Annotated in this window: 25 protein-coding genes; 13 read left to right on the top strand and 12 right to left on the bottom strand. The window is 73.8% G+C overall.

What is annotated here, in order from left to right; all coding sequences use genetic code 11:
• Nucleotides 1–211 precede the first annotated feature (211 nt).
• Nucleotides 212–625 (bottom strand): DUF5318 family protein, encoded by a 414-nt coding sequence (locus ACFSHS_RS13435; protein WP_376876721.1) that lies wholly within the window; start codon nucleotides 623–625, stop codon nucleotides 212–214.
• 156 nt (nucleotides 626–781) lie between these two features.
• Between ACFSHS_RS13435 and ACFSHS_RS13430 the strand changes: the two genes are divergently transcribed.
• From ACFSHS_RS13430 to ACFSHS_RS13420, 3 genes are all read left to right on the top strand, one after another.
• A complete protein-coding gene (locus tag ACFSHS_RS13430; protein ID WP_376876719.1) occupies nucleotides 782–1,489 on the top strand; it encodes a PadR family transcriptional regulator in 708 nt (235 codons plus the stop codon).
• On the top strand, nucleotides 1,477–2,556 hold the full coding sequence (locus ACFSHS_RS13425) for an inositol-3-phosphate synthase (RefSeq protein ID WP_376876716.1): 1,080 nt from the start codon (nucleotides 1,477–1,479) through the stop codon (nucleotides 2,554–2,556). Before ACFSHS_RS13430 ends, ACFSHS_RS13425 begins: the two co-directional genes overlap by 13 nt.
• A gap of 137 nt (nucleotides 2,557–2,693) precedes the next feature.
• Nucleotides 2,694–3,464, top strand: a complete 771-nt coding sequence (locus ACFSHS_RS13420; RefSeq protein ID WP_376876713.1) for a hypothetical protein — start codon at nucleotides 2,694–2,696, stop codon at nucleotides 3,462–3,464.
• A 145-nt stretch (nucleotides 3,465–3,609) separates the two neighbouring features.
• Here ACFSHS_RS13420 and ACFSHS_RS13415 read toward each other — a convergent pair whose 3' ends face one another.
• The gene (locus tag ACFSHS_RS13415; protein ID WP_376876710.1) at nucleotides 3,610–4,278 is read right to left on the bottom strand and encodes a YqgE/AlgH family protein; all 669 of its coding nucleotides are present in this window, start codon (nucleotides 4,276–4,278) and stop codon (nucleotides 3,610–3,612) included.
• Between the two features lie 155 nt (nucleotides 4,279–4,433).
• Between ACFSHS_RS13415 and ACFSHS_RS13410 the strand changes: the two genes are divergently transcribed.
• The gene (locus tag ACFSHS_RS13410; protein WP_376876707.1) at nucleotides 4,434–5,717 is read left to right on the top strand and encodes an MFS transporter; all 1,284 of its coding nucleotides are present in this window, start codon (nucleotides 4,434–4,436) and stop codon (nucleotides 5,715–5,717) included.
• Nucleotides 5,718–5,724: 7 nt separating this feature from the next.
• On the opposite strand, the gene ACFSHS_RS13405 is transcribed toward ACFSHS_RS13410, so the two are convergent.
• Both ACFSHS_RS13405 and ACFSHS_RS13400 read right to left on the bottom strand, forming a co-directional pair.
• Nucleotides 5,725–6,714, bottom strand: a complete 990-nt coding sequence (locus tag ACFSHS_RS13405) for a matrixin family metalloprotease (protein WP_376876704.1) — start codon at nucleotides 6,712–6,714, stop codon at nucleotides 5,725–5,727.
• Nucleotides 6,715–6,762: 48 nt separating this feature from the next.
• The gene (locus tag ACFSHS_RS13400; protein ID WP_376876701.1) at nucleotides 6,763–8,193 is read right to left on the bottom strand and encodes a CCA tRNA nucleotidyltransferase; all 1,431 of its coding nucleotides are present in this window, start codon (nucleotides 8,191–8,193) and stop codon (nucleotides 6,763–6,765) included.
• 168 nt (nucleotides 8,194–8,361) lie between these two features.
• Here ACFSHS_RS13400 and ACFSHS_RS13395 point away from each other — a divergent pair, with 168 nt between their 5' ends.
• The 9 genes from ACFSHS_RS13395 (at nucleotide 8,362) to ACFSHS_RS13355 (ending at nucleotide 20,692) form a co-directional block, all read left to right on the top strand.
• Nucleotides 8,362–8,838, top strand: a complete 477-nt coding sequence (locus ACFSHS_RS13395) for an NUDIX hydrolase (protein WP_376876698.1) — start codon at nucleotides 8,362–8,364, stop codon at nucleotides 8,836–8,838.
• A 75-nt stretch (nucleotides 8,839–8,913) separates the two neighbouring features.
• Nucleotides 8,914–11,307 carry a DUF6049 family protein gene (locus ACFSHS_RS13390; RefSeq protein WP_376876695.1) on the top strand — a complete coding sequence of 798 codons (2,394 nt, stop codon included), beginning with the start codon at nucleotides 8,914–8,916 and terminating at the stop codon, nucleotides 11,305–11,307.
• Between the two features lie 26 nt (nucleotides 11,308–11,333).
• Nucleotides 11,334–13,328 (top strand): murein biosynthesis integral membrane protein MurJ, encoded by a 1,995-nt coding sequence (gene murJ / locus ACFSHS_RS13385; RefSeq protein WP_376876692.1) that lies wholly within the window; start codon nucleotides 11,334–11,336, stop codon nucleotides 13,326–13,328.
• Nucleotides 13,329–13,411: 83 nt separating this feature from the next.
• The gene (locus ACFSHS_RS13380; RefSeq protein WP_376876689.1) at nucleotides 13,412–15,205 is read left to right on the top strand and encodes a protein kinase family protein; all 1,794 of its coding nucleotides are present in this window, start codon (nucleotides 13,412–13,414) and stop codon (nucleotides 15,203–15,205) included.
• Nucleotides 15,206–15,253: 48 nt separating this feature from the next.
• Entirely contained in the window at nucleotides 15,254–16,267 is a 1,014-nt protein-coding gene (trxB, locus tag ACFSHS_RS13375; protein ID WP_458199721.1) for a thioredoxin-disulfide reductase, read from the top strand.
• Between the two features lie 139 nt (nucleotides 16,268–16,406).
• Nucleotides 16,407–16,733, top strand: coding sequence for a thioredoxin (gene trxA / locus ACFSHS_RS13370; RefSeq protein ID WP_135137463.1), 327 nt, complete (start codon nucleotides 16,407–16,409; stop codon nucleotides 16,731–16,733).
• A 173-nt stretch (nucleotides 16,734–16,906) separates the two neighbouring features.
• Nucleotides 16,907–18,076 carry an N-acetylmuramoyl-L-alanine amidase gene (locus ACFSHS_RS13365; protein WP_376876685.1) on the top strand — a complete coding sequence of 390 codons (1,170 nt, stop codon included), beginning with the start codon at nucleotides 16,907–16,909 and terminating at the stop codon, nucleotides 18,074–18,076.
• Between the two features lie 193 nt (nucleotides 18,077–18,269).
• A complete protein-coding gene (locus tag ACFSHS_RS13360; RefSeq protein ID WP_458199722.1) occupies nucleotides 18,270–19,697 on the top strand; it encodes an aminotransferase-like domain-containing protein in 1,428 nt (475 codons plus the stop codon).
• The gene (locus tag ACFSHS_RS13355; RefSeq protein WP_376876682.1) at nucleotides 19,694–20,692 is read left to right on the top strand and encodes a D-alanine--D-alanine ligase family protein; all 999 of its coding nucleotides are present in this window, start codon (nucleotides 19,694–19,696) and stop codon (nucleotides 20,690–20,692) included. The genes ACFSHS_RS13360 and ACFSHS_RS13355 overlap by 4 nt, the downstream gene beginning before the upstream one ends.
• Before the next feature lie 74 nt (nucleotides 20,693–20,766).
• Here the strand turns inward: ACFSHS_RS13355 and ACFSHS_RS13350 are convergent, their stop codons facing one another.
• The 8 genes from ACFSHS_RS13350 to rpmH form a co-directional block, all read right to left on the bottom strand.
• Entirely contained in the window at nucleotides 20,767–21,858 is a 1,092-nt protein-coding gene (locus ACFSHS_RS13350) for a ParB/RepB/Spo0J family partition protein (RefSeq protein ID WP_376876679.1), read from the bottom strand.
• Complete coding sequence (locus tag ACFSHS_RS13345) at nucleotides 21,855–22,895, bottom strand: ParA family protein (RefSeq protein WP_376876676.1); 1,041 nt, start codon at nucleotides 22,893–22,895, stop codon at nucleotides 21,855–21,857. The genes ACFSHS_RS13350 and ACFSHS_RS13345 overlap by 4 nt, the downstream gene beginning before the upstream one ends.
• Nucleotides 22,896–22,995: 100 nt before the next feature.
• On the bottom strand, nucleotides 22,996–23,673 hold the full coding sequence (gene rsmG / locus ACFSHS_RS13340) for a 16S rRNA (guanine(527)-N(7))-methyltransferase RsmG (RefSeq protein WP_376876673.1): 678 nt from the start codon (nucleotides 23,671–23,673) through the stop codon (nucleotides 22,996–22,998).
• Entirely contained in the window at nucleotides 23,670–24,311 is a 642-nt protein-coding gene (locus ACFSHS_RS13335) for a Jag family protein (RefSeq protein ID WP_376876670.1), read from the bottom strand. Before ACFSHS_RS13335 ends, rsmG begins: the two co-directional genes overlap by 4 nt.
• Nucleotides 24,312–24,396: 85 nt before the next feature.
• Nucleotides 24,397–25,479, bottom strand: coding sequence for a membrane protein insertase YidC (gene yidC / locus ACFSHS_RS13330; protein ID WP_376876667.1), 1,083 nt, complete (start codon nucleotides 25,477–25,479; stop codon nucleotides 24,397–24,399).
• On the bottom strand, nucleotides 25,472–25,828 hold the full coding sequence (gene yidD / locus ACFSHS_RS13325) for a membrane protein insertion efficiency factor YidD (RefSeq protein WP_376876664.1): 357 nt from the start codon (nucleotides 25,826–25,828) through the stop codon (nucleotides 25,472–25,474). The genes yidC and yidD overlap by 8 nt, the downstream gene beginning before the upstream one ends.
• Entirely contained in the window at nucleotides 25,825–26,217 is a 393-nt protein-coding gene (gene rnpA / locus ACFSHS_RS13320) for a ribonuclease P protein component (protein ID WP_376876661.1), read from the bottom strand. The genes yidD and rnpA overlap by 4 nt, the downstream gene beginning before the upstream one ends.
• A gap of 1 nt (nucleotide 26,218) precedes the next feature.
• Nucleotides 26,219–26,356, bottom strand: coding sequence for a 50S ribosomal protein L34 (gene rpmH / locus ACFSHS_RS13315; protein ID WP_040338882.1), 138 nt, complete (start codon nucleotides 26,354–26,356; stop codon nucleotides 26,219–26,221).
• Between the last annotated feature and the right edge of the window lie 323 nt (nucleotides 26,357–26,679).

Genomic DNA, 26,679 nt, shown 5'->3' with positions numbered 1-26,679 from the left:
GCGAGGTCTCGTCGTGGGATGGCACGAGGAACCCCTCTCTGACAGCTCTCTGTCGTCAAGTCTTCGTCGGCGAGCCGGCGCACCGGCCGCGTGCTTCTTCGAGCGTGGCGTCTTCAGGTGTTCGAGCGGGGGAGGACCCCGCCCAGCGGTGCCCGGCAGGGGCTGCTGTGACGGAGGGGTCCACCGGGACTGAACGTCCCGGTGCCCGGCTCTACTCCGTGGCGGCCCGGCGCCGTCCCCGGCGGCGCTGCTGCCCCGGCACGGGCTCGGCACCGAGGACGTACGAGGAGTCGAGGTGGTTCCATCCGCAGCTGCGGCACACCTCGACGACGTACACGGTGAACTCGTCCTGGACGGCGTTCATGCGCGCGAGCTCGGCCTCGGTCTTGGCCTGACCCGACGTGGGGCCCAGGTGGTCGCCGTACACGTAGTTCACGAGGGTCAGGCGTTCCCTGCGGCAGACCGGGCAGACCACCGACGTCGCCTCGCCGTGGTACTTCGCCGCCCGGGACAGGTAGGGACTGGCGTCGCAGACCTCGAACAGACCCGTGCGGCCCGCGTACACGTCGGCGAGGACGGCTCGCCGCTGCAGCGAGTAGTCCACGACGGATCGACGTCCGGGCACGGCGGCCAATGTACGCACCCGCGCGGGTCAGCGGCCGGTTCGCGACGCAGGACGCCGGTCCACCAAGGCGCGTCCGCACGCCATCCGATTGCCACCGACGCATCGAGTCAATGTATCGTCCCGATACATCGAGGCACACCGGTCGAGGAGGGCGCGATGCTCGAGTTCGCCATCCTCGGGCTGCTCCAGCGGTCCCCGATGCACGGCTACGAGCTGCGCAAACAGCTGGCGGAGGTGCTCGGCGGGATGCGGAGCATCTCCTACGGCTCGCTGTACCCCGCGCTCAAGCGGATGCGGGCGGCCGGGCTCATCTCCACCGACGAGCCCGACCCGCACGCCCTGCTCCCCGCGGACGCACCGCCGCTCACCGGCCGGCGCGGGAAGGTGGTCTACACGATCACCGCGGAGGGCAAGGAGCGCTTCCACGAACTGGTCGCCCAGACCGGCCCGGAGGCCTACGACGACGGCGGGCTGTTCGGCGTCCGCCTGGCCTTCTTCCGCCACACGGCCGCCGACGTGCGCCTGCGGATCCTGGAGGGCCGCCGTCGCACCGTGGAGCAGCAGCGCGAGGGCCTGCGGGCGTCACTGGCCAGGACGCGGGAGCGCCTCGACCGCTACACCCTCGAGCTCCAGCGCCACGGTCTGGAGTCGGTCGACCGCGAGGTCCGCTGGCTGGCCGAGCTGATCGACACCGAGCGCCGCGAGGCGGAGTCGTCAGAGGCGGAGGCATCAGAGGCGGAGTCGTCAGAGGCGGAGTCATCAGGGGCCCAGGCAGCAGGGGCGCAGTCATCACCGGGCCACACCGGTCCGGGTCAACAGGACCCACCGCGGTCCGGGGAGAAGGAGAGTCCATGGGGTCCGTGAAGGTCGCCATCGTCGGTGTCGGCAACTGCGCGGCCTCGCTCGTGCAGGGGGTGCACTACTACCGCGACGCGGACGAGACCACGTCCGTGCCCGGCCTGATGCACGTCCGGTTCGGCGAGTACCACGTCTCGGACATCGAGTTCGTCGCCGCGTTCGACGTCGACGCCAAGAAGGTCGGCCGCGACCTCTCCGAGGCGATCGTGGCCAGCGAGAACAACACCATCAAGATCTGCGACGTGCCGCCGCTCGGTGTCGCCGTCCAGCGCGGGACCACGCTCGACGGCCTCGGCAGGTACTACCGCGAGATGATCGACGAGTCCGACGATCAGCCGGTCGACGTCGTCGCCGCGCTGCGCGAGTCCGGCGCGGACGTCCTCGTCTGCTACCTCCCGGTCGGCTCGCAGCAGGCGGCCGAGTTCTACGCGCAGTGCGCCCTGGACGCCGGTGTGGCGTTCGTCAACGCGCTCCCGGTCTTCATCGCGGGCACCAAGGAGTGGGCGGACAAGTTCACCGCCGCCGGGGTCCCGATCGTCGGCGACGACATCAAGAGCCAGGTCGGCGCCACCATCACCCACCGCGTCCTCGCCAAGTTGTTCGAGGACCGCGGCGTGCAGCTCGATCGCACCATGCAGCTCAACGTCGGCGGCAACATGGACTTCAAGAACATGCTCGAGCGCGAGCGCCTGGAGTCGAAGAAGATCTCCAAGACCCAGTCGGTCACCAGCCAGGTCGACCGCGACATGGGCCAGGGCAACGTGCACATCGGCCCGTCCGACCACGTGCCGTGGCTGTCGGACCGCAAGTGGGCCTACGTCCGGCTGGAGGGTCGCGCGTTCGGCGACGTCCCGCTGAACCTGGAGTACAAGCTGGAGGTCTGGGACTCCCCGAACTCCGCCGGGATCATCATCGACGCCGTCCGCGCGGCGAAGATCGCCAAGGACCGCGGCATCGGCGGCCCGATCCTGTCGGCCTCCTCGTACTTCATGAAGAGCCCGCCCGTCCAGTACAGCGACAGCGAGGCCCGTGACGCCGTCGAGGCCTTCATCCGGGGCGACCTCGACCGCTAAGACGGCCGCCCTGCAGGATCCCGCCGTCAGCGTGCGAACGGCGGGGGGAACGACCAGGGCCCGCACTCCCCTGCCGGAGTGCGGGCCCTGTCGCGTCCTGCGGGGTGTCGGGCTCCCGCCTGCTTACGCTGCACCGCATGCCTACCCGTACCCGCCGGCTGCTGCTCGCGCTCGGGACGGCCGTCGCGCTGGTCGCCGGGTGCACCGGTGGGGACGGGGCGGACCGGCCGGTCGGCGACCCGGTCACCGAGGAGGAGGCGCAGGCCCTCGCGAAGCTCCTGGAGCGCAACCGGCAGCGCGGCGGCGCCGACTTCGTGGTCACCGCGCCGTACGGGGAGGACGCGCTGCTCACCCTCACCGGCACCGTGGACTTCCGCAACCACGTGGGCCGGGCCCAGGCGGTGACCAGCTTCGGCGACGGCGGCGCCGAGGACACCAGGACCCTCTTCTTCACGCCGGAGGAGGTCTGGGTCGGTGACGTCCCGGGGCTGGCCGACGCACTCGCCGCCGGTGGCGCTCCGCAGGCGGCCTACCTGCGCCGGCCGGTCACGTCCGGCACGGAGGGGACGCCGCTGCTCGTCGACGTCCTGACCGAGCTGCTGCTGAACCTGTCGGCGCGCCGGGCCGACGACCCGCGGGCCTTCCTGGACGGCGACTACACGTGGCAGGGGCAGCGCTCCATCGACAGCCGGCTCACGACGCTGTTCGGGCTCCCCGGCGGCCGCACCGTGGCGGTGGGGGCGTCGGACGACCTGATGACCCAGTTCGTGACGACGCTGGCCGGTGACGACTTCGACGTCACCGTCACCCTGTCCGACCACGGCGTCCGCCGGATCGACCTCCCAGCCGACGAGGAGACCGCGGACGCCGCCCAGCACCCGGCCGTGGCCGCCGGCCTGGGGATGTGAGAGAGGACCCCTCTGCCCAACCGCTCACAGGCTCGCGGCGGGACCCTGCAGAGGTGCCACGGACGCAACAGGAGAGGGCGGCCTCTTCCCCAGACCGCCCTCTCCCGGTGTCCTTCCTACCAGATCGAGCGCGATCCGGGCACCCTCAGTTGACGGACGGGTCTGCCGGGGCAGTGGAGAGCACCGCGAGGCGGCCGGTCTGCCGCCCCATCACCGCGCGCCACAGCTCGGGACCCGACGCCTGGTGCAGGACGTCGCCCGCGCGTCCCGGCACGCAGGCCCACGCCCCCTCGGCGATCTCACCCGCCAGCTGCCCGGGGGACCATCCGGCGTAACCCGCGAAGACCCGCAGCCCGGTCAGCTCCTCCTGCAGGTCGCCGGGATCGCTGTCCAGGTCGACGAGGTAGACGTCGCCGGCCACCCGGCGCAGCGGGCTGGCGCCCTCCGCCACCGCGACGGGCGAGACGGCCAGGCACAGGGCGGTGTCGGTCTCGCACGGACCGCCCACGTGGAACACCTCCGGCTCGACCGCGAGGGCGCACCACCCGGGGAGCACATCGCGGATCTCGACCTGGCTCGGACGGCCGAGGACGACCCCGAGCGTCCCGTTGTCGGAGTGGTCGAGCACGTAGACCACCGTGCCGGCGAACGTGGGGTCGGTGAGTGCCGGCATCGCGACCAGCAGGGCGCCCGGACGGACGTCGTCCAGGCAGCCGATGTCCAGTGCGGGCACCGCGGGGGCACGCCGACGGCCGGTCGCGGGCCGCACGGGGGGACCGGACTCGGGATCGGGTGACGAGGGCACCGACGTCATCCCGTCAAGTGTGCCCCACCTGCGCGCGACCCGTGGCCGCTCGTTCCTCCGATCGGGAGAGAACGCTGGTCGGCGACCGGGTGGCGATCGGCCGGCGGCGCGGCACGGCCCGTCGATGACGCTCCGGGTCGCACCGGTCCCCGTAGGGTGACCGGGTGCCGGAGGTGCGGACCAGCGTCGGGCACGTGCTGCGCCGCCCGGACTTCCGCCGGTTGCTCGCCACCCGGCTGCTCGCGCAGTTCGGGGACGGCGTCTTCCAGGCCGCGCTGGCCGGCACGGTGCTGTTCAACCCCCAGCGGGCGGCGGACCCGGTCGACATCGCCGCCGGTTTCGCGATCCTCCTGCTGCCCTACTCCCTGGTCGGGCCGTTCGCCGGCGTCTGGCTGGACCGGTGGAGCCGCCGTCAGGTGCTGCTGCGCGCCAACGTGGTGCGCGCGGCTCTGGTCGCCGTCGTCGGGGCCCTGATCCTCGGCGGCGTCGAGGGGGCCGCCTTCTACACGGCCGGGCTCGCGGTCTTCTCGGTCAACCGGTTCGTCCTGTCCGCGCTGTCGGCGGGCCTCCCGCACACCGTCGGCGCGCCGTCGCTGGTGCCCGCGAACGCGCTGTCGACGACGGCCGGAGGGGTGTCGACGGTGGCCGGTGGCGCCGCGGCGATCCTGCTGCTGGAGGGCATCGACGCCGCGAACGCCGGCTACGCCGGGATGGCGCTCGCGTCGGCCCTGCCCTACCTGGCCGCCTCGGCCGTGGTCGCCGGGTTCCCCCGGGCGCATCTCGGGCCGGACCACATGGTCGCCGTCCGGCCGTCCGCGCGGGAGTCCGCCCGGGACACCGTCCTGGGCATGGTCGCCGGGGCGCGGCACGTGGCCGCCCGGCCACCGGCGGCCGCCGCGCTGCTCGCGATCGGGCTGCACCGCTTCTGCTACGGGGTCTTCACCCTCACGACGCTGCTGCTCTACCGGAACACCTTCGAGGCGGGGGGTGGCCTCTTCCGGGGCGGGATCCTCGGGCTGGGGCAGGTCGTGGCCGCGGCGGCGCTCGGGACGCTGGTCGCCGCCGTGGTGACGCCTGCGGTGGTGCGGCGCATCGGCACCCGGCGGTGGGTCCTGCTGCTGCTCACCGGCGGTGCGGTGGCCCAGGTGGCGATCGTGCTGTCGTTCGTGCCGGCCACCGTGGTCCTGGTGGGTGTCCTGCTGGGCTTCGTCGCGCAGGCGGTCAAGATCTGCGTGGATGCCACGTTGCAGGAGACCGTCGAGGACGACTACCGGGGCCGCGTCTTCTCGGTCTACGACACGCTCTTCAACATGACGTTCGTGATCGCCCTCGTGGTGGGCGCCGGCACCCTGCCCGAGTCCGGGGTCTCCTCCGCGGTGCCGGCGGCGGTCGCTCTCGGCTACCTGGTGGCCGCCGTCACCTACGCCCGCACGACCCGCCGGCACTGATCCGCGATCACAGCTCGGGGACGCAGGGACCGGCGCCCAGGACGCTGAGGCCGGTCAGGTCGCCGGAGGCGAAGTCGGGGACCTCGCGCCGGGCCTCCGGGTACATGAGCTGCTCCGGGTCGTCGACGTGGCCGAGACCGACGAGGTGGCCGAGCTCGTGCAGGACGATCGCCCGCGCCGTCCGGGCACCGTCGCGGAAGGAGAGGATCTCCGGCATCCGGACGGCGTCGAGCGAGACCGTCCCGGTGACGAAGACGCGGGGTCCCTCGCCCAGCGACACCGCGACGCTGCCGGCCTGGCCGACGGTGTCACCGGCCAGCGCCGGGTTCTGCTCCTCGGTCTCCCACGCGACGAGCACCGGCGCCCATCGGTCCCCGTAGCGCTCCGGCTGGAAGATGTCGCGCTCGAGCGTCGTGCTCTCGTCGGTGACCCCGTCGTGGACGAACCGGAGTCCGGTCACCTCGCCGAGCCGGGCGAACGCGGCGTGGACCACGTCCTCGCCGCCCGGGGGCGCGTCGTCCGGCCGGACGACGTAGTGCACGGGACGGCACGGGTCGTAGGCGACCGGCGTGACCCCGTCCTCCTGGAACGCGATGAAGGTGTGCGTACCGCCCTCGGGAGGAGCGGGGAGCGGCCGGCCGAGCGGGGTGCGGGCCGCCTCGCGTCCCGCTGTCGGCCGGTCCGGAGGTGTGGTGAGCGTGGGCGGGGTCACCGACGGCGTCGCCGCGGGCAGGTCGGGAGTCACCGGCGACCAGGGCCACGTGCGGGGACCGACCAGGACGGAGGCCACCAGGCTCAGCAGGACGACCAGCGGCACGATCACCAGGGCGCGCAGCACCGCCCACCCGCGACGCCGGCGGGGCGCGGGAGCGGGGGCCCGCCACGGCACGGGTTCCGGTGGCCGGCCAGCGGCCTCGTCGAGCACCCACTCCGGGATCCGGCCGGACGGCGACCTCGGCACCTGGGGCTCGCCCCCGTCCGTTCCCTGCTGCGCCACGTCCGGATTGTCGGCAGGCCGGGCCCGGATCTGGAGCCCGGGCCGGGATCAGCCCTGCTGGGCCGCCCACCACTCCCGGAGCAGGGCCTCGGCCTCGTCCGGGTCGAGCGGCCCGCGCTCGAGACGCAGGTCCTTGAGGAACCGCCAAGCCTTCCCGACCTCGGGCCCGGGACCGAGGCCGAGGATCGCCATGATCGCGTTGCCGTCCAGGTCGGGTCGTACCCGCGCCAGGTCCTCGGCCTCCGAGAGCTCGCGGATCCGCCGTTCGAGCGAGTCGTAGGTCGCCGAGAGTGCGGCCGCCCGGCGCTTGTTGCGGGTGGTGGAGTCCGACCGCACCAGCTTGTGCAGGCGGGGCAGCAGGTCACCGGCGTCGGTCACGTACCGGCGGACCGCCGAGTCGGTCCACTCGCCGCTGCCGTACCCGTGGAAGCGCAGGTGCAGGAACGTCAGGCGGGACACCGCCTCGACGATCTCCTTCGAGTACCGCAGGGCGGTCAGCCGCTTGCGCACCAGCTTGGCGCCGACCACCTCGTGGTGGTGGAAGGAGACCCGGCCACGCGGCTCGTGGCGGCGGGTGGCCGGCTTGCCGATGTCGTGCAGGAGCGCCGCCAGCCGCAGCACGAGGTCGGGCGACCCGGCCTCCGGGTCCGCCTTCTCCAGGGCGATCGCCTGGTCGAGCACGGTCAGCGAGTGGGTGTAGACGTCCTTGTGCTGGTGGTGCTCGTCGATCTCCATCCGCAGCGCGGGCAGCTCCGGGAGCACGACGTCGGCCAGCCCGGTGTCGACGAAGAGCTCCAGCGCGGCGCGCGGGGCGTCCTGGAGCAGGGTCTTCGAGAGCTCGACCTGGACCCGCTCCGGGGTGATTCGGCCGAGCTCGCCGCTGAGCGCCGTCATCGCCGCGACGACGTCGTCCTCGGGGGTCAGCCCCAGCTGCGCGACGAAGCGGACGGCGCGCAGCATGCGCAGCGGGTCGTCGGCGAAGGATTCCACGGCCGGGCCGGGGGTGCGCAGCCGGCGGCGCATGAGGTCGCCGAGGCCGCCGAAGGGATCGGTCACCGTCCGGTCGGGGCCCAGGGAGACGGCCATGGCGTTGACCGTGAAGTCGCGCCGGCGCAGGTCGTCCTCGAGCGAGTTCCCCCAGGCGACCTCCGGGTTCCGCGACTCGCGGTCGTAGCGATCGGCGCGGAACGTGGTGATCTCCAGCCGCGCGCCCCGGACCTCGGCCCCGACGGTCCCGAACGCGATCCCGGTGTTCCACGTGGAACCGGCCCACCCGCGGAGCAGCTCGAGGACCTGCTCGGGACGCGCATCGGTGGTGAGGTCGAGGTCACCCGGCGCTTCCTGTGCCGAAGGGCCTCCACCGGCGGCGAGGAGCGCGTCGCGCACCGATCCGCCGACCAGGTGCACCTCGAACCCGGCGGAGGCGAACCGCCGGCCCACCTCGGTCAGGACCGGCGAGACGTCGACCAGCTTCCGCACGGTCTCCTGGACGGCCGGGAGAACCGGTTCCGCGACGGGAGGGCGCGGGGGCTCCGGCGGATGGCGCGGGGGCTCAGCGGACACGACCAGCCAGGGTAGTGCGGCGGCGAATGCGCTCCCGCTGCGATGCTCCCGGAGCTGTCGCCGGGCGCGCGCTACCCTCCTGGCATGGCTGGGACGGGCGGGCGTGGACGCCCCGGCCGCCGGCTGCGACGGGTCGACGAGACCTCCGCCGGGGGCCTGGTGGTGGCCGACGACGGCGTGACCGGGCCCCGTGCCGCGCTCATCGGCCGGACCGACCGCCGGGGCCGGCTGCTCTGGTCGCTGCCCAAGGGCCACATCGAGGCCGGCGAGACCCCCGAGGACACCGCGGTCCGGGAGGTCGCCGAGGAGACCGGGATCATCGGTGAGGTGGTCGCTCCGCTGGGCATCATCGACTTCTGGTTCGTCGCCGACGGCCGCCGGGTGCACAAGACCGTGCACCACTTCCTCCTCCGCGCGATCGGTGGCGCGCTGTCCGACGCCGACGTCGAGGTGACCGAGGTGGCCTGGGTGCCGCTGGACGAGTTGAGCACCCGGTTGGCCTACGCCGACGAGCGGGCCCTCGTGGAGCGCGCCCCCGGACTCCTGGCTGACAGCGCGTGACCGAGCCTGCGAGGTCGAGATAGGCACAGCGCGGCCCCGCGTCCCGCCGCTGACCAGCGCCGGCAAGGAGGACCGATGACGCGGACGGCGCTGGTGCGCGCCGCCGTGGGCCCCATGTTCGCCACCGCGCTCGGGGTCGTGGTCCTGGGCGCTCCGCCGGCGTCCGCCGCGCCGGCCCCGGTCCTCGCCGCTCCCGGTGCCGTCCTGGCGCAGGACGAGGGCACCGGCGACGACCGCGCCGAGGAGGACGTCACCAGCAGTGACCGGCCGGTGCGCATCGAGGTCGGCCGCTTCGAGCCGCGCACGATCACCCCCGGGTCGCTGGTCACGGTCACCGGGACGCTCGTCAACACCGGCCCGGCCACCATCACCGACCTCAACCTGCGGCTGCAGCGCGGCGCCGTCCTCACCACCCGCGCCGAGCTCGCCGCCGAGCGGCAGGACGCCGACCCGGCGACCAGCAAGCGAGCACCGTTCCAGCCGGTGCCCGGCCAGCTCGCCCCCGGCGACGACCTCACGTTCAGCTACACGCTGCCCGCCGAGGAGCTCGACCTGACCCAGGACGGCGTCTACCCGGTGCTGCTCAACGTCAACGGAACGGTGGACGGACTGGACCAGCGGGTCGGCGAGCTGCGCACCTACGTCGTGCAGCAGCCGCCGGTGCCCACGGCGCGCACCGCCGTCGCCTGGCTGTGGCCCCTGGTCGAGCCCTCGCACCGCACGCCCTCGGGCGCGTTCCGGGACGACGGTCTGGCCGCGTCCGTCAGCAGCGGTGGGCGCCTGGACCGTGCGCTGGCGGTCATCGAGCGACTGCCCGGCGGCGTCCCCGGCGACCCGGCCGCCGACGGTGCCGAGGTCAGGCCGGCGATCCAGGTGACACTGGCCGTCGACCCCGCACTCGTGGAGGAACTGCAGCTCATGGCCGCCGGGCCCTACGAGGTCGACGGCAGGCCGGGGGACGGCACGGACGCCGCGAGGGCGTTCCTGGACCGGCTCGCCACGGTCGCCGCCGTCCACCCGGTGGTGGCGCTGCCCTACGGCGACGTCGACGCCGACAGCCTGGTCGGCGCGGGGCTTCCCGACGTCCTGACCCGCAGCCTCCCCGGTTCCCCCGAGGGGACCGCCCAGGACCCCCCCGGCAGCAGCCGGGCCGACGATGGTGCTGTCGCCACCTCGCCCACCACCGGCGCCCCGGAGTCGGCCGCCCCGGAGACGCCGGGGCCGGAGGGGCGCGCCGGAGCGGCGATCCTCTCCGACGCCCTCGACGTCGAGCCCCGCACCGACCTCGCGTGGGCACCGGGTGAGTCGCTGCGCGCGGACACCCTGCCGGTCCTGCAGGCGGGAGGTGTGCAGCAGGTCGTGCTCGGCGCCACGGGCGTGACCCACGGCGACGACGCCGTGGGGCTCACGGACCCGACGGCCGGGGCCCGGGCCACGGTCGCCACGCCGGCCGGGCCGCTCGACGCCCTGATCGCCGACCCGACGCTGAGCGGCCTGCTCGGCTCGGCCGAGCAGGCCGCGGGTGGCGCGCGGATGGCCGAGCAGCAGTACCTCGCGGAGCTCGCCGTTCTCAGCATGCAGGCCCCGGAGGGCAGCGAGCAGACCGTGCTGGTCGCCGCGCCCCGGGAGATCGAGGCCGGCCCCGAGGGCGCCGGGGCGATGATGGCCGACACCGCCGGCCTGCCGTGGCTGCGCGCGTCGACGGTCGCCGAGCTGTCCGCCGGCGTCGCCGAACCGGCCGGGACCCTGTCCGACCCGCTCGACGCCCCGGGCCTGGACCCGGCGGGCATGGCGGACGTGGTGGCCGGCGTCGCGATCCGGGACGACCTGGCCGGTGCCGTCGTGGGAGATGCCGACACGGCCCTGCGCAGCTACGACGCCGCCGTCTCCCGCGCGACGTCCGCGACCCGACGGGACGACCCGGAGCACTTCCGTTCGGTCGCGGCGGACCTGCGCGCCGAGCTGGAGGGGCTGCGCGGGAAGGTCACGCTGCTGGACCCGGTGGAGGGCTCCTACACCCTCGGGTCCGACGACTCCCCGTTGATCCTCACCGGCCGCAACGATCTGCCGATGCCCGTGCGGGTGCTGCTCGACATCCGCACCCGCGGCAGCCGGGGTCTGGTGATCGAGGACATCGGTCCCCAGATCCTCGGGCCCGGCCAGCGGTACACGCTCCGGGTGCCCGCCGAGGCGCAGCAGGCCGGGGGGTTCGCCGTGCGGGCGCAGCTGACCACCCCGTCCGGCGGCCCGCTCGGCGAGGAGATCGCCATGCAGGTCCGGAGCACGGCGTACGGCCCGATCTCGCTGATCATCACGATCGGGGCGGCCGGGCTGCTGGGCCTGCTGTTCCTGCGCCGGCTGGTCAACTTCGTCCTGCGGCGCCGCCGCGCCGCCGCGGACGCCGGTCAGCAGGGCGGTGCCCCGGAGGGCGCCGTCCTGCAGCCCGCGCCCAACCGGAGCCCGGTGTGAGGGCCGGCCCCGAGGACGATCGCCCGGTGGCCCCGGAGGAGGACCGCCCGGCCGACCGGGACGTCCGTGCCGGCCGGCCGCCGGTCCCGCCGCCGGTCGCCGCCCGGTCACCTCGCCGTCCGTCCGGCGGCTCCGCCCTGCCGCCCCCGCCCTACCGTGCCGCGCCCCCGCCGTCGGCGCCGTTCGCCGACCCCGCTCCCGGCGGGATGCCCGCCCCTCCGTTCCCGCCGCCCCCGGCCGCGCCGCGACCGCCCGCGCGTCCCCTGCCGCCGGTGCCCCCGGCCACCCGCAACCGCTGGGTGCCGGTCGCCGACGACAGCCACACGCAGGTGATGACGTCGCTCCCGCCGGTTCCGCGCGGGCCGGTGGAGGAGACGGAGGAGGACGCCGAGCAGCGGGAGGGGGCACCGGGCGCGGCCAGGGGGATCCTGCGGGCGGCAGGCACGATGGCGGTGGCCACGCTCGTCTCCCGGATCACCGGGCTGCTCCGGACGATGGTGCTGGCCGCCGCGCTCGGCGTCGGCCTGGTCAACGACGCCTACAACACCGTCAACACGCTGCCCAACATCGTCTACGAGCTGCTGCTCGGCGGGGTGCTGACCTCGGTCGTCGTCCCGCTGCTGGTGCACGCACAGGAGCGGGACCGGGACGGCGGCACCGCGTACGCGCAGCGGCTGGCCACGCTGGCCCTCGCGGGTCTGGTCGTGGTCACCGGACTGGCGATCCTCGCGGCGGGCCCCCTGACCTCGCTCTACGGTCTGGACGAGGACCCCGAGCAGCACCGGCTGGCCACCTGGCTGGCCCGGATCCTCCTCGCCCAGATCGTCTTCTACGGGCTCGGCGCGCTGGCCCAGGCCGTGCTCAACTCCCGCGGCGTCTTCGGGCCGCCGGCCTGGGCGCCGGTGCTCAACAACGTCGTGGTCATCGCCACGGGCGGGTTGTTCATCGCCGCGAGCGGTCCCGGCGAACTGGAGCCCCAGACCATCACGCCCGGGCAGCTGTGGCTCCTCGGCGTGGGCACCACCCTGGGGATCGCCGTCCAGGCGCTGGTCCTGCTGCCGGTGCTGCGCCGGGCCGGCGTTCCGCTGCGCCCGCGGTGGGGCCTGCGCGAGACCGGGCTGCGCGAGGCAGGGAGCCTCGGCCTCTGGGTGATCGGGTACGTCGCGGTGAGCCAGATCGGGGTCCTCGTGGCCACCCGCATCGCCAACGACGCGGGCCGGGACGGCGGGCTCGGCTCGAGCGCCTTCGCCTACGCCAGCCTGCTGTTCCAGATGCCCTACGGGATCATCGGGGTCGCGCTCCTCACCGCGCTCGTGCCCCGGATGAGCCGGGCGGCCTCGCGGCACGACGTGCCCGGCGTCGCCCAGGACCTCTCCCTGGGCACCCGCCTGTCGGCGCTGGGCCTGCTCCCGGTGACCGCGGCGCTGACGGTGCTCGGACCTCCGCTGGGCGTCCTCGCCTTCGCCCGCGGCAACACCTCGACGGCCGAGGCCGAGGCCATCGGCACCGCCCTGGCCGTCGGCGCCTTCGGCCTGCTGCCCATGGCGGTGACCCTGCTGCAGCTGCGGGTGTTCTACGCGATGAAGGACGCCCGCACGCCGACCCTGATCCAGATCGGGATGGTCGCGGTGCGGGTGCCCCTGCTGCTGCTGGTGCCGGCCGTCGTGCCCCCCGGTGGCGTCGTGGCCGGCCTGATGATCGTCACCAGTGTGACCTACGTAGCCGGCTGGCTGATCGGGGACGTCGCGCTCCGCCGCCGGCTCGGTGCGCTGCGCACCCGGGAGACGTTCGGGCCGGTGGCCCGCGTGCTCGCCGCCTCCGCCGTGGCGGGCGCGGCCGGCTGGGGAGCGCTGGAGGTGACCGACGACCTGCTCGGCACGTCACCGGCAGGCTCGCTCGCGAAGGTGCTCCTCGGTACCGTAGTCATCGGCGGCGTGGCGCTGGCAGGTCTCGTGCTGGCCCGCGTTCCGGAGATCAAGGAGCCCCTGGCTGCGGTCAGGGCCCGGACGGGACGCGGATGACCGGACCTTCGCGGGAGGCGACGCCGTCGCCTCCGGAGCGCTCGCGCCGGCAGTCGGGACAGGACAGGGGGTCGACAGTGTCGATGACGTCGACGACCACCGGTCTCCCCGACCGGTACCGCCCCATCGACCAGGTCGGCCCCGACGAGCCCACTCCCACCGGCGTCATCCAGTGCTGGCGCGCCAAGGACCGTGTCCTCAACCGCGACGTCGCCATCCGGGTGCACACCCCGGCCGGCCCCGCCGCGCACGCCTGGATCAGCCGCGCCCTCACGGCCGGCGGCCTGGCCACGCCGGCCCTGGCGATGGTCTACGACGCCTCGGAGGGCAGCGGTGACCCGCAGGCGCCCGGTGGCGCCGCCTACGTCGTCAACGAGTGGATCGACGGTGAGACCCTCGCCGAGCGGCTCGCGCGGGGCCCGATGCCCGAGCGCGAGGTCCGCACCGTCCTGCGGCGCCTGGCCGAGGGCGTGGCCGAGGCGCACCGCGTGGGCCTGGCGGTCGGCGGCCTCACCCCCGACAACGTGGTCCTCCGCCCCAACGGCCTGGTCGGCCTGCGCGCCGTTCCCGCCGCGACCGGGACGATCGACGGCGACATCACCGCCCTCGGCGCGCTGCTCGAGGCCTGCCTGACCGGCCTGGACCCGGCCGCCCCGGGGCCCCGGCGGCTGACCGGCCCCTCCGACCTGGTGGCGCTGGTCCGCCGGGCCCGGTCCACGGAGCCGGGTCAGGGCCTGTCGAGCGTCGCGGCCATGGCCTCGCTGCTCGCCGAGCGCACCCGCCCGGGCCCGCTCAGCCCCGCCGCCCGCGCCGAGGAGACCGACAGCGGCTGGCTGCGCCGGCTGCGCGACCGGCGGCCCGACCAGGCCTCCGACCACCCCGGGGAGCAGTCCGCCGGCGAGGTGGCGGCGACCCGCGCGGTCGACGTCGGCCCCGTGCGCCTCGACCCGCACACCCTGCCTCCGGTCCCGCCCGTGCGGCCGGTCACCGGCACCGGGGTGGCCCCCGGCGCCCTCGGCGGCGACACGATCGCCGCCGGGTCCGTCCCCCCTGCCAGCGGCGCCTATGCCGGGTCCCGCGATACCGGATCGGGCGATACCGGATCGGGGGATGCCCGCTTCCCCCACGCCGCGCCCCCGACCCGTTACGACGACGAGCCGTTCGGCGTCCTCGACGACGGTGCCGGGTACGACGACGAGTACGAGGAACCGGTCACCGGCGAGACCGACATCGGCCAGGACGGCGCCAGGAGGCACCGGCTGGTGGTGTTCGGCCTGCCGCTCCTCGCCCTGCTCGTGGTCGTCGCACTGGCCTGGTGGATCGGCGACAAGGTGCTGTCCGTCGCCGGCGACGTCGACGAGATCCCCGGGTCCACCCCCTCGGTCAGCGCTCCCGCCGAGGAGCCCGAGGGTGGCGCCGCCACCGCCGGGCAGGACGTGGCGATCAGCTCCGGCGACGTGTACGACCCGTTCGGCGACGGTGAGCCGGAGAACACTCCCGACGTGCCCCAGGCCTTCGACGGGGACCCGGCGACCTCCTGGTCGACCCTGCAGTACCGGGGCTCACCGGCGTTCGGGAACCTCAAGGACGGCGTCGGTCTGCTGCTGGACCTGGGCCAGGCCCAGGACCTCGCGGCCGTCACCGTCACCACGAACTCCCCCGGCGCGACGGTGGAGATCCGCACCGGGAACGCACCCGACGGCGACCTCGACGACTTCTCCGTCGCCGCCGACGGAACGCTGGAGCAGCAGACCCAGCTCGCCTTCGACGAGCCGGTCTCGGCCCGCTACGTCCTCGTCTGGATCACCGGGCTGGTGGCCAGCGACGGCGGCTTCTCCGCGGACGTCGCCGAGGTCACCGTCCAGGCGGCCGGCTGACGGCAGGGCAGCGCCGGAGCGGGGAATGGCGCCCCTACGATCCTCGTTGTGCCGCCCGTGACGAACCACCCGACCCCCGGCCCCGCGGTGACGACGGACGGGAACCCCGCGATCCCGCCGGCCGAGCACGACGGGATCCGTGACCTGATCATCATCGGGTCCGGGCCGGCCGGATACACCGCTGCCATCTACGCCGCCCGCGCCAACCTGCACCCCCTGGTGTTCGAGGGCTCGCAGTTCGGCGGCGCGCTGATGACGACCACCGAGGTCGAGAACTTCCCCGGCTTTCCCGAGGGCATCCAGGGCCCTCAGCTCATGGACGACATGCGAACCCAGGCCGAGCGCTTCGGGGCCGAGCTGGTCGCCCGCGACGTCACCGAGGTCGACCTCACCGCCGAGCCGAAGATCGTCAAGGTCGGCGACGAGGTGCACCGCGCGCACGCGGTGATCGTGGCCACCGGGTCGAAGTACCGGTACCTGGGCCTGGAGAACGAGCAGCGCCTCCTCGGCCGCGGCGTCTCCGCCTGCGCCACCTGTGACGGTTTCTTCTTCCGCGACCAGGACATCGTCGTCGTCGGCGGCGGGGACTCCGCGATGGAGGAGGCGACCTTCCTGACCCGCTTCGCCAAGAGCGTCACCGTCGTCCACCGGCGCAACGAACTGCGGGCCTCGAAGATCATGCAGAAGCGCGCCCAGGACAACGAGAAGATTCGCTGGGCGCTGGGCAAGCAGGTCACCGACGTCCTCGGCGAGACCACCGTCGACGGCGTGCAGCTCACCGACGTAGAGAGCGGCACGACCGAGACCATGCCGGTGACCGGCGTGTTCGTGGCCATCGGGCACGACCCGCGCAGCGAGCTGTTCGCCGGCCAGCTCAAGCTGGACGACGAGGGCTACATCCAGGTGGAGCACCCGACCACCCGCACGAACATCGACGGGGTGTTCGCCTGCGGCGACGTCGTCGACCACATCTACCGCCAGGCGATCACGTCCGCCGGCACGGGCGCCGCCGCCGCGATCGACGCCGAGCGGTGGCTCGCCGAGACCTTCGACGAGCGCTAGTAGAAGGACCCCTCTGCCCCCACCCTCGCAGGCTCGGGGCAGGGCCCCGCAGAGGGGCCGGATCCCAGGCATAGATCCACGGCCGCGCCGGTTACACCCGGCAGGACTTCGAGCAGTCGACCGAGAGGAAGAACGACCGATGGCAGGCAACACCGTGACGGTCACCGACACCAGCTTCGCCACCGACGTGCTGGGCAGCGAGAAGCCCGTGCTCGTCGACTTCTGGGCGGAGTGGTGCGGCCCCTGCAAGATGGTCGCCCCCGTCCTCGAGGAGATCGCCGCCGAGCACGGCGACAAGCTGACGATCGCCAAGCTCAACATCGACGAGAACCCGCAGATCGCCCGCGACTACCAGGTCATGTCGATCCCGACCATGACCGTCTTCCAGGGCGGCAAGCCGGTGAAAAGCATCATCGGCGCCAAGCCCAAGGGCGCGATCCTGAGCGACCTCGCCGACTACATCTGAGAAGACCCCTTGCCGCCCGCCACTCGCAGGCTCGCGGCGGGGATCCTGCAGGGAGCCGTACGGGCCCGCCTGTCCACGTGGACAGGCGGGCCCGTTCCCGTTGCGTGGACCCCGGTGGGCCGGCTCCCGCCGCGGGGACCACAATCGGGGACACGATGGGAGCAGACAGCCGAATGCAGATCCTGCGCCTCGGTGACCGCGGGGCCGCCGTGGCCGACGTGCAGACCGCGCTGCGCAGCCTCGGCCTGCTGCCGGACACCGACGGCATCGCCGAGCCGCGGCCACCCCATGCGATGGCCACGCTCCCGGACGTCGCCCTGGACGCGGCGGTGTTCGACGCCGCCACGGAGCTGGCCGTCCGGCACTTCCAGCAGAACCGCGGCCTGTCCGTCGACGGCCGGGTCGGTGAGGAGACCTACCGGGCGCTGAACGAGGCGCGGTGGTCGCTGGGGGACCGGCTCCTGCGCTACGACCCGGAACGGCCCATCCGGGGCGACGACGTCGTCGGTCTGCAGGAGCGGGTGCACGAACTGGGATACGACGCCGGACCGGTGGACGGCGTCTTCGGGGCCGAGACCGAGGCCGGGCTGCGGGCCTTCCAGCGCGACTACGGGCTCACCCCCGACGGCACCTGCGGCCCGGCCACCCTGCGGGCCCTGCGCCAGCTCGGGCGCAAGGTGACCGGCGGCCGTCCCCAGCTGCTCCGGCAGAGCGCCTCGTTCGTCGACAGCGGGCCGCACCTGATCGGCCGGCGCATCGTCGTCGATCCCGGCCACGGCGGCGACGAGCCCGGCTTCACGGCGGGCGAGACGACCGAGGCCGACCTCGTGTTCGACCTCGCCTCGCGCATCGAGGGCCGCCTCGCCGCGGCCGGAGCCACGGTGTACCTCACCCGCGGGCGGGACCAGAACCCCTCACCGGCCGAGCGCACCGCCTTCGCCAACGACGCCCGGGCCGACCTGTTCCTCTCGCTGCACGTCGACGCGCACACCTCCGAGCACGCACGCGGCGTCGCCAGCTACTACTACGGGACCGGGTCGGGCGCCTCCTCCACGGCCGGTGAGCAGTTCGCCAACCTGGCCCGGCGTGAGGTGGTCGCCCGCACCGGTCTGCTGGACCTGGGCTCGCACGCCAAGACCTGGGACCTGCTGCGGATGACCCGCATGCCCGCCGTGCGGCTGGACGCGGGATATCTCTCCCACCCGGTCGACCGGCTGGTGCTGCTCGACGCCCGGGTGCGCAGCGCCATCGCGTCCGCCGTCCTGGCCGCCGTGCAGCGGCTCTTCCTGCCGGCCGAGGCCGACCCGCCGACGGGCACGTTCGTCCTGCCTGCCAAGGGATGACGGGAGCCGCCCCCGCGGCGGCCGGAGGATCCGGAGCCGGAGGCCTCGCCACTGTGGGCCGGAGGATCGCCACCGTCGGCCTCCGCAGGACACCGCGGTCACGTGCTGTCCCCACCAGTTCGCCGAGCTCTCCCGGTCCACTTCCGCGAGGCGGCTGCCCTTCCTCTCTCCTGTCCTCCCTACACTCGGGAAGGTGCCCACCACACCGCCCGGCGTGCCCGCCGGTCCTGGTCAGCCGGGGACGCACCTGACGCACGGTGCCCATCCCCACGTCGTGCCGCGGCACCCGCGGCTGGACCCTCTGGCCGACCGGTACGCAGCACGCACGCACGGCATGAAGACCTCGGAGATCCGGGCGCTCTTCTCCGTGGTCAGCCGCCCCGAGGTGGTGTCGCTGGCCGGTGGGATGCCCGCCGTCACCGCCCTGCCCCTCGACGCGGTCGGCTCGATGATCGGCGACCTCGTGTCCGGCATGGGAGCACAGACGCTGCAGTACGGCTCCGGCCAGGGTGATCCGCGGCTGCGGGAGCGGATCTGCGACGTCATGGCCCTGGAGGGCATCACCGACGCATCGCCGAGCGAGGTCGTCGTCACGGTCGGCTCCCAGCAGGGGCTCGACCTCGTCACGCGGGTCTTCTGCGACCCCGGCGACGTGATCCTCGCCGAAGGACCGTCGTACGTGGGCGCACTGGGCGTCTTCCAGGCCGCTCAGGCGCGCGTTCGGCACGTCGCCATGGACGACGACGGCCTGATCCCCGAGGCGCTGGAGGAGGCGCTCCTCGACTGCCGCGCCAACGGCGACCGGGTGAAGTTCCTCTACACGGTGCCCAACTTCCACAACCCGGCCGGCGTGACGCTCTCGGAGCCGCGCCGCGAGGCCATCGTGGCGCTCGCGGAGAAGTACGACCTGCTGATCATCGAGGACAACCCGTACGGGCTCCTCGGCTTCGACCGCGAGCCGATGCGTGCCCTGAGGGCCCGCAACAACCGGCGCGTCATCTACCTGGGATCGTTCTCGAAGACCTTCTCGCCCGGGCTGCGCGTCGGCTGGGTCCTCGCGCCCCTGGCCGTGCGGGAGAAGCTGGTCCTCGCCACCGAGGCGCAGGTGCTCTGCCCCCCGTCCCTCACGCAGTACGCCGTCGCCCGGTACCTCGACACCCAGCCGTGGCGGGAGCAGATCAAGCTGTTCGCCGAGCTGTACCGGGAGCGGCGGGACGCCACCCTGGAGTCACTGGCCGCCCTGATGCCACCGGGGACCGTCTGGACCCAGCCCGACGGCGGCTTCTACGTCTGGCTCAAGCTGCCGCACGGGCTGGACGCCAAGCTCATGCAGCCCCGCGCCGTGAACGCGCACGTGGCCTACGTACCGGGCATCGGCTTCTTCGCCGACGGCAACGGCCGGGAGTACATGCGGCTGTCCTACTGCTATCCCGAGCCGGACCAGATCCGCGAGGGGGTGCGCCGGCTGGCCCGCGTCATCGAGGCCGAGCTGGACCTGCACTCCACGTTCGACGCCGTCGACACCGGCTCGTTCCGCGCCATCGGCCGCCCCGACGCGCTGGACTCCGGGACGACGATCGTCGGCCCGGCCAACAGCGACACCTACGAGGACCGCCGATGAGCGAGACCGCCCCCGCATCCGCAGCCGCACCGGTCGGGGAGAGGCGGAACGCGCTGCGCGCCGTCGTGCTCGCCGGCGGCCTGAACTTCGAGCGGGAGGTGAGCCTCTCCTCGGGCACCCAGGTGGTGGAGGAGCTGGCCCGGGCGGGACTGGACGCCGAGATCCGCGACGCCGACGCCGACCTGCTGCCAGGGCTGGCGGCGGCACCGGCGGACGCGGTGTTCATCGCCCTGCACGGTGCGACCGGCGAGGACGGCGCCCTCCGCGCGGTCCTCGACCTGGCCGGCGTCCCCTACGTCGGGTCCCCGGCTGCGGCGTGCCGGCTGGCATGGGACAAGCCGGCGGCGAAGTCCGTCGTGCGCTCGGCGGGGGTCCCGACGCCGGACTGGGTGGCCCTCCCGCACAGCACCTTCCGCGAGCTCGGTGCCGGGGCGGTGCTGGACCTGATGGTGGTGCGGCTCGGCCTGCCCCTCATGGTCAAGCCTGCCTCGGGCGGCTCGGCGCTCGGGGTGCAGAAGGTGAGCAACGTCGAGGAGCTGCCCGCCGCGATGGTCAGCTGCTTCGCCTACGGCGACACCGTCATGGTCGAGCGCTACATCGAGGGCATCGAGCTGGCGATCTCCGTCGTCGACCTGGGGGAGGGGCCGCAGGCGCTGCCGGCGGTCGAGATCGCGCCGGCGTCGGGCGTCTTCGACTACACGGCGCGGTACACCCCCGGCCTCACGGAGTACCACGTCCCCGCCCGGGTGCCCGCGGATGTCGCCGCCCGCGCGGCCGAGCAGGCGGTGCGGGTGCACCGGGCCCTGGGTCTGGCCGACCTCTCGCGCACCGACGCGATCGTCTCGCCGGACGGGGAGGTCCACTTCCTCGAGGTGAACGTCTCCCCGGGCCTCACCGAGACGTCCATGTTCCCGATGGCGGTGGAGGCGGCTGGTCACGAGCTCGGCGAGGTGCTCGCCCAGCTGCTGGCTCGCCGGGCGGCCGTCGCGCGCTGAGTCGAGTCGCATCGACAGAGGAAGGCCCTGTTCCGTCAGTGACGGAACAGGGCCTTCGTTGGAGTGTCGCCCTCTCAGGCGTCCGGACGCCGTCCGGTGATCTCGGGCGCCATGAGACCGATGATCCGCTGCAGGTCGTCGACCGAACCGAACTCGACCACGATGCGTCCCTTGGCTCGCCCGATCTGCACCTTCACCTTCGTCTCGAAGACGTCCGAGAGCCGGCCCGCCAGGTCCTCGACACCGGGCGCGGTGATGTTGCGGGTGCGTCGCTTGGCGGTGGGCTGCTCGGCGGCCGCCATCGCGACCGCCTCCTCCGTGGCGCGGACGGACATCCCCTCGGCGACGATGCGGGTGGCCAGTGCGTCCTGCGCGTCGGCGTCGGCCAGGCCGAGGAGTGCGCGCGCGTGGCCGGCGGAGATGACGCCGGCGGCGACGCGGGTCTGCACCTTCACCGGCAGCTTCATCAGCCGGATGGTGTTGGTGACCTGCGAGCGGCTGCGGCCGATGCGGCTGGCCAGCTCCTCGTGCGTCGCCCCGAACTCCTCCAGCAGCTGCTGGTAGGCGGCGGCCTCCTCCAGGGGGTTGAGCTGGACCCGGTGGATGTTCTCCAGCAGCGCGTCCCGCAGCATCGCGTCGTCGGTCGTGTCGCGGACGATCGCCGGCACGGTCTCGAGGCCGGCGGCCCGGGCCGCCCGCAGCCGGCGCTCGCCCATGATCAGTTCGTAGGTGCCACCGCCGTTCTCCCGGACGACGATCGGCTGGAGGAGGCCGAACTCCTTGACGCTGTGGGTGAGCTCCTCCAGCGCCTCGTCGTCGAAGACCTGCCGCGGCTGCTTCGGATTCGGGACGACATCGGCGACCGACACCTCCCGCAACTGGGCTCCGGGCACACCGACGGCACCGTCGGCCGGCGCAACGGGCTCGGCGGCCGACGGGCCGGCCGGGGGAGCGGGGACCAGGGTCACCGTCGGGGCCGGGGAACCGGCCGGCGACGCGCTCCCGGCAGGCGAGGCCGTGGCCGGTGCCGCGGGCGCAGGTGCCGCCGCGGGGGACTCCGCCGGCGGTGCGCTCGTGGGGATGAGGGCCGCCAGGCCACGGCCCAGGCCACCGCGCTTCGACATTGCCGCTCCCTTGTTGACGGTCGGACCGGAGGGCGTGCTCACGGAGTCTCCTGCGTACTGACGGGCTGGGCGGCGACCGGCGGGGCCACCGTTCCGGCCGGGGCGCTCGTGCGGTCGATCGGGGGCAGGTCGACGCCACGCTCGGCCAGCTGGCGCGCCGCCTCGACGTAGCTGGTCGACCCGCGAGACCCCGGGTCGTAGGTGAGCACCGACTGTCCGTATCCGGGAGCCTCGGAGACCCGCACGTTGCGGGGGATCACGGCCGGGAGGACCAGGTCACCGAAGTGGTTGCGCACCTCGTCGGCCACCTGGTCGGCCAGCTTGGTGCGGCCGTCGTACATGGTCAGCAGGATGGTGCGGACCGCGATGCCCGGGTTGAGGTGCTGGCGCACCAGGTCGATGTTGTTGAGCAGCTGCCCGAGGCCCTCCAGTGCGTAGTACTCGCACTGGATCGGGATGAGCACCTCGTCGCCGGCCACCAGGGCGTTGAGGGTCAGCAGGCCCAGGGACGGCGGGCAGTCGATCAGGACGTAGTGCGGTCGCCGCTCCGCGGGGAGCGCGGCCACATAGGCCTCGATGGCACGGCGGAGCCGGTGTTCGCGGGCCACGACGGAGACCAGCTCGATCTCCGCTCCGGCGAGGTCGATGGTCGCCGGGACGCAGAGGAGGTTCGGGCTGGCCGTCGTCGGGTGCACGACCTCCGAGAGCATGCTGTCGCCCACGAGTGCGTCGTAGATCGACGGGGTGCCCACCGTGTGATCCACGCCGAGAGCGGTGCTGGCGTTGCCCTGCGGGTCGAGGTCGATGACCAGGGTGCGCAGGCCGTAGAGCGCCAGGGCCACACCGAGGTTCACCGTGGACGTCGTCTTGCCCACGCCGCCCTTCTGGTTGGCGATGGTGATGACGCGGATGCGGCTGGGCGCGGGGAACGGGTCCTGGTCGGCGGCGTGCAGCACACGCGTCGCGCGGAGAGCCTCCATCGCGATCGGGCTGTCGAAGTCGGCCATCCCACCGGAGGAGGCCGGGGACGACTGGTCGGCTGCGAGGCTGCTGCGCAGCCGCTCCCCCGGGTCGGTCATCGCGGGTCCTTCCTGCCGATCCGTTTCACGTGGAACGCGGTCGGGTGGCTGTATCTGTTCCACGTGGAACAGCGATCGGGCGCTGGATGCGGGAGCGCCGTCACCGGGCTCCACGCGTCATGACCACCACGGTAGTGGCAGCGTCGCCGAGCTCCGCGCCGACGGCCCGCGGATGGACGTTCCGCATGCCGGCCGCCTCCAGCTGGGGAAGCATCGCGGGAAGCTCGTCCAGCGCCCGCGCGCCGACGAGCGCCACGAGCTGGGCCCCCGGGCGCAGCAGCCCACGACACCAGCCGACGAGCCGGGGGAGTGGCGCGACGGCACGCGCGGTGACGATGTCGACCGGGCCGACCGCGGCGACGACGGATCGCTCCTCGGCGCGGCCGCGGACCACCCGCCACGGCAGGCCGCCGGGGGTGGCCAGCGCGGCGACGGCCTGGTCGAGGAATTCCACGCGGCGGGCCATGGGCTCGACCAGCGTCAGCGAGATGTCCGGACGGGCGAGCCCCAGCGGTATCCCGGGCAGTCCCGCCCCGCTGCCGACGTCGACCACCCGGGCGCCCCCGGGAACCGCCTCGGCCACCGCCGCGCTGTTGAGCACGTGCCGCTCCCACAGGCGAGCGACCTCGCGCGGTCCGATCAGGCCGCGGACGACGCCGTCGGTGGCCAACTGGGCGACGTACTGCTCGGCCAGCGGCAGAGCGGCCCCGAAGACCCGCTCCGCCACCGGCGGGGGCGGCGGCGCACCCTCCTGGACCGGGGCGGCTGGGTCGCTCACTTGTCGGGCAGGACCACGACGCGACGGTTCGGCTCCTCGCCCTCGGACTCGCTGCGCACGCCCGGCACCGACGCGATGACGTCGTGGACGACCTTGCGCTCGAACGGGTTCATGGGCGAGAGCCGCTCCGGCTGGCGGCTCGCGGCCACCCGGCGAGCCGTCTCGCCGGCCAGCGCCGTCAGGTCGGCCCGGCGCCGGGCGCGGAACTCGCCGATGTCCAGCATGAGGCGGCTGCGGACCCCGGTGGCCTGTGCCACGGCGAGGCGGGTGAGCTCCTGGAGGGCTTCCAGGGTGGCACCGTCGGGACCGATGAGGTCGGACAGCTTTCCTCCGACGATGGCGACCGAGGCCCGGTCGCCCTCCACGTCGAGGTCGATGTCGCCGTCCTTGTCGAGGATGTCGAGCAGCCGCTCGAGGTAGTCGCCGGCGACGTCGCCCTCCCGCACGAGGAGGTCGTCGTCGCCGTCCGCCTCACCGGTCCCGCGTGCCCCGGCACCGGCGGCGCCGGCGTCCGGCCGTGCCGGGTCACCCCCGGTCCGCGTTCCGGTGCTGTCGGCGTCGCTGTCGGCCTCGCCGGCGGCGTCAGCGGTGAGCAGGGTCGGCTGGGCGCCGTCGGTGGGCTGCTGCGGAGTACTCACGGGGTTCCTCCCAAGTCGGTGCGGGCGGCCGGGCGAACCCGGTGGTCGGAGGGCCGGCGGGCGTCGATGACGACGCCGGGACGGGTCAGCGACGCTTGCGCTTGCCCCGGTTCGGCGGCTGCTGGCCGGCCGCGGTGGCGCCCCCGGCGGAGCCGCCGGTCTTCTTCGCGGGCTTGCCGTCGGACGAGCCGCCGGTGGCCGGTGAGCCGCCGTCGTCCGAGGTGGGGCCGGCCGGCACATCCGGCGTGGCCGACGGGGTGGCTGGGGCCGCAGGGCGCCCACCCTTGGGGCGAACCGGCTTGGCGCCCGGCTTCGGGGCGAGCGCCTTCGGGTCGATGGCGGGCTTCTCGGCGACCGCCTTGGCCTTCGCGGCGTCGGACCCGGGCGGCGGCATCTTCCGCAGGATGAAGAACTGCTGACCCAGCGTCCACAGGTTGTTGGTCATCCAGTAGAGCAAGACGCCGATCGGGAAGAAGAAGCCCGAGACGAACAGGCCGGCCGGCATGACGTACAGCAGGGTCTTCTGCACCATGGCGGCCTGACCCTCGACCGGCCCCGAGCGCGCCATGATCTGCTTCTGCGTGAAGAAGGTCGTGAAGCACATGATCACGATGAGCGCGAAGGCGACGACGCGGATGTTGCCGTAGGAGGCGATCGCGAGGATCGCGTCCTCCTTGGACCCGCTCATGTCGAACGAGGCGGAGATCGGCGCGCCGAACAGCTTCGCCTTGGCGGCCTCGTCGGTCAGCTCGTCGGACCAGCTGTAGAGGCCCTCCTTGCCGGGGGCCAGCCGACGCAGGACGTGGAACAAGGACAGGAAGACCGGGATCTGCGGGAGGATCGGCAGGCAGCCTGCCAGCGGGTTGACCCCGCGCTCCTTCTGCAGGGCCATCATGGCCTGGCTGAGGCCCTGCCGGTCGCTGCCGTACTGCTTGCGGAGCTTGGCCATCTCCGGCTGGAGCTCCTGCATCGCGCGCTGCGACTTGATCTGCTTGACGAACAGCGGGAACAGGATCAGCCGGATCGTCACGACCAGGAACACGATCGCCAGCACCCAGGCGAGGCCGGCCAGTCCCGACTCGGCCGGCGGGTCACCGAAGACGGCATTCCACAGCGAGTGCCACCGGGCCATGACCCAGGAGATGGCGGTGTAGAGCCAGTCAAGCAACGGAGGACTCCTCGTTCGCCCGGCGGAGGTCCGGCGGGGTGGCTCGGTGGGGTCGTCGGGCGGCGGACGGTCCGGACGGCGGCGTCGCCGTGCTGGACGAGCGGCTGCCCTCTTCGGTTCCGGAGCGCGCGCGGAGGTCAGGGACCAGATCGACGCCGCCGGGGTGCCACGGCGCGCACTTGACCAGCCGGCGCACCGCCAGCCACGTGCCGCGCAGGGCGCCGTGCCGCTCGATCGCCTCGGCCGCGTAGGCGCTGCAGGTCGGGTAGAAACGGCACCGCGGAGGCAGCGCGGGGCTGATCACCCGTGAGTAGAAGCGGATGGCCGCGAGGAGCGCACGCCTGGTCATGAGTCGCGGCCCGGCTTCCCGAGCAGCCGTTCCAGCCCCGACACCAGGTCGCGGTGCAGCACGTCGGACGAGGCGGTCGAGGCCTCGGGCCGCGCGCGGACGACGAGGTCCGCAGTGGGCGGGAGGCGGTGCAGCTCCTCGCGGACCACCGCGCGCAGACGCCGGGTCACCCGGTGACGGACGACCGAGTTGCCGACCGACTTCCCGACCACGAAACCGGCCCGGGCACCGGACGGCAGCTCGCCGTCGAGCACGCGGCCACCGCCCGACTGCTCGGGCCGTTCGGGGAGGTAGTGGAGCACCATGGTCGGCCGCCCGGCGCGCCTGCCGGACCGGACGACCGCGGTGAACTCCGGACGCCGGCGCAGGCGTGCCTGCGCGGGCAGCACCTCAGGCGGAGAGCTTCTCGCGACCCTTGCGCCGGCGGCCGGCGAGGATCGCCCGGCCCGCGCGGGTGCGCATCCGCAGCCGGAAGCCGTGGGTCTTGGACCGTCGGCGGTTGTTCGGCTGGAACGTGCGCTTGCTCACGAGGTACTCCTACGACACGACATCGGCGGTGCGCGCCCACCGGTGGGTGGGCGCACGCGGGGCGGTCGGGACGGACGGCGACGTGCCGCGCCCCGACGACCCCGGAAGCTGGTCACTGCACGACGGTCTCACCCCGGCCCCGCCTGCACGGGAGCACCGGGCGGACGGGGACGGCGGGCGGAGCCGTCCACAGACTTCCGCCAGCATAACCGAGGACCCGCCGGTGCCGGGTACCGGTCGGATCGCGACTCCCGATCCTCCACGCCGGACGTGCCCGGTCGGTGACGGCACGCCGGAGGCGACGCGCCCGCCGGACCGGTCGA

This window comes from Blastococcus deserti (genome assembly GCF_042682525.1).
GTDB classification, from domain to species: domain Bacteria; phylum Actinomycetota; class Actinomycetes; order Mycobacteriales; family Geodermatophilaceae; genus Blastococcus_B; species Blastococcus_B deserti.
Note: the sequence above shows the minus strand (reverse complement) of the source record. Positions and strands in the feature narration are given on the sequence as shown.

Excerpts from the sequence above, each read along its gene's own strand:
- yidD (WP_376876664.1), bottom strand. The coding sequence starts at position 25,828 with ATGACCAGGCGTGCGCTCCTCGCGGCCATCCGCTTCTACTCACGGGTG.
- ACFSHS_RS13395 (WP_376876698.1), top strand. The coding sequence starts at position 8,362 with ATGGCTGGGACGGGCGGGCGTGGACGCCCCGGCCGCCGGCTGCGACGG.
- ACFSHS_RS13345 (WP_376876676.1), bottom strand. The coding sequence starts at position 22,895 with ATGACCGACCCGGGGGAGCGGCTGCGCAGCAGCCTCGCAGCCGACCAG.
- ACFSHS_RS13415 (WP_376876710.1), bottom strand. The coding sequence starts at position 4,278 with ATGACGTCGGTGCCCTCGTCACCCGATCCCGAGTCCGGTCCCCCCGTG.
- trxA (WP_135137463.1), top strand. The coding sequence starts at position 16,407 with ATGGCAGGCAACACCGTGACGGTCACCGACACCAGCTTCGCCACCGAC.
- ACFSHS_RS13390 (WP_376876695.1), top strand. The coding sequence starts at position 8,914 with ATGACGCGGACGGCGCTGGTGCGCGCCGCCGTGGGCCCCATGTTCGCC.
- ACFSHS_RS13365 (WP_376876685.1), top strand. The coding sequence starts at position 16,907 with ATGCAGATCCTGCGCCTCGGTGACCGCGGGGCCGCCGTGGCCGACGTG.
- ACFSHS_RS13420 (WP_376876713.1), top strand. The coding sequence starts at position 2,694 with ATGCCTACCCGTACCCGCCGGCTGCTGCTCGCGCTCGGGACGGCCGTC.
- ACFSHS_RS13430 (WP_376876719.1), top strand. The coding sequence starts at position 782 with ATGCTCGAGTTCGCCATCCTCGGGCTGCTCCAGCGGTCCCCGATGCAC.
- ACFSHS_RS13380 (WP_376876689.1), top strand. The coding sequence starts at position 13,412 with ATGACGTCGACGACCACCGGTCTCCCCGACCGGTACCGCCCCATCGAC.
- ACFSHS_RS13425 (WP_376876716.1), top strand. The coding sequence starts at position 1,477 with ATGGGGTCCGTGAAGGTCGCCATCGTCGGTGTCGGCAACTGCGCGGCC.
- ACFSHS_RS13355 (WP_376876682.1), top strand. The coding sequence starts at position 19,694 with ATGAGCGAGACCGCCCCCGCATCCGCAGCCGCACCGGTCGGGGAGAGG.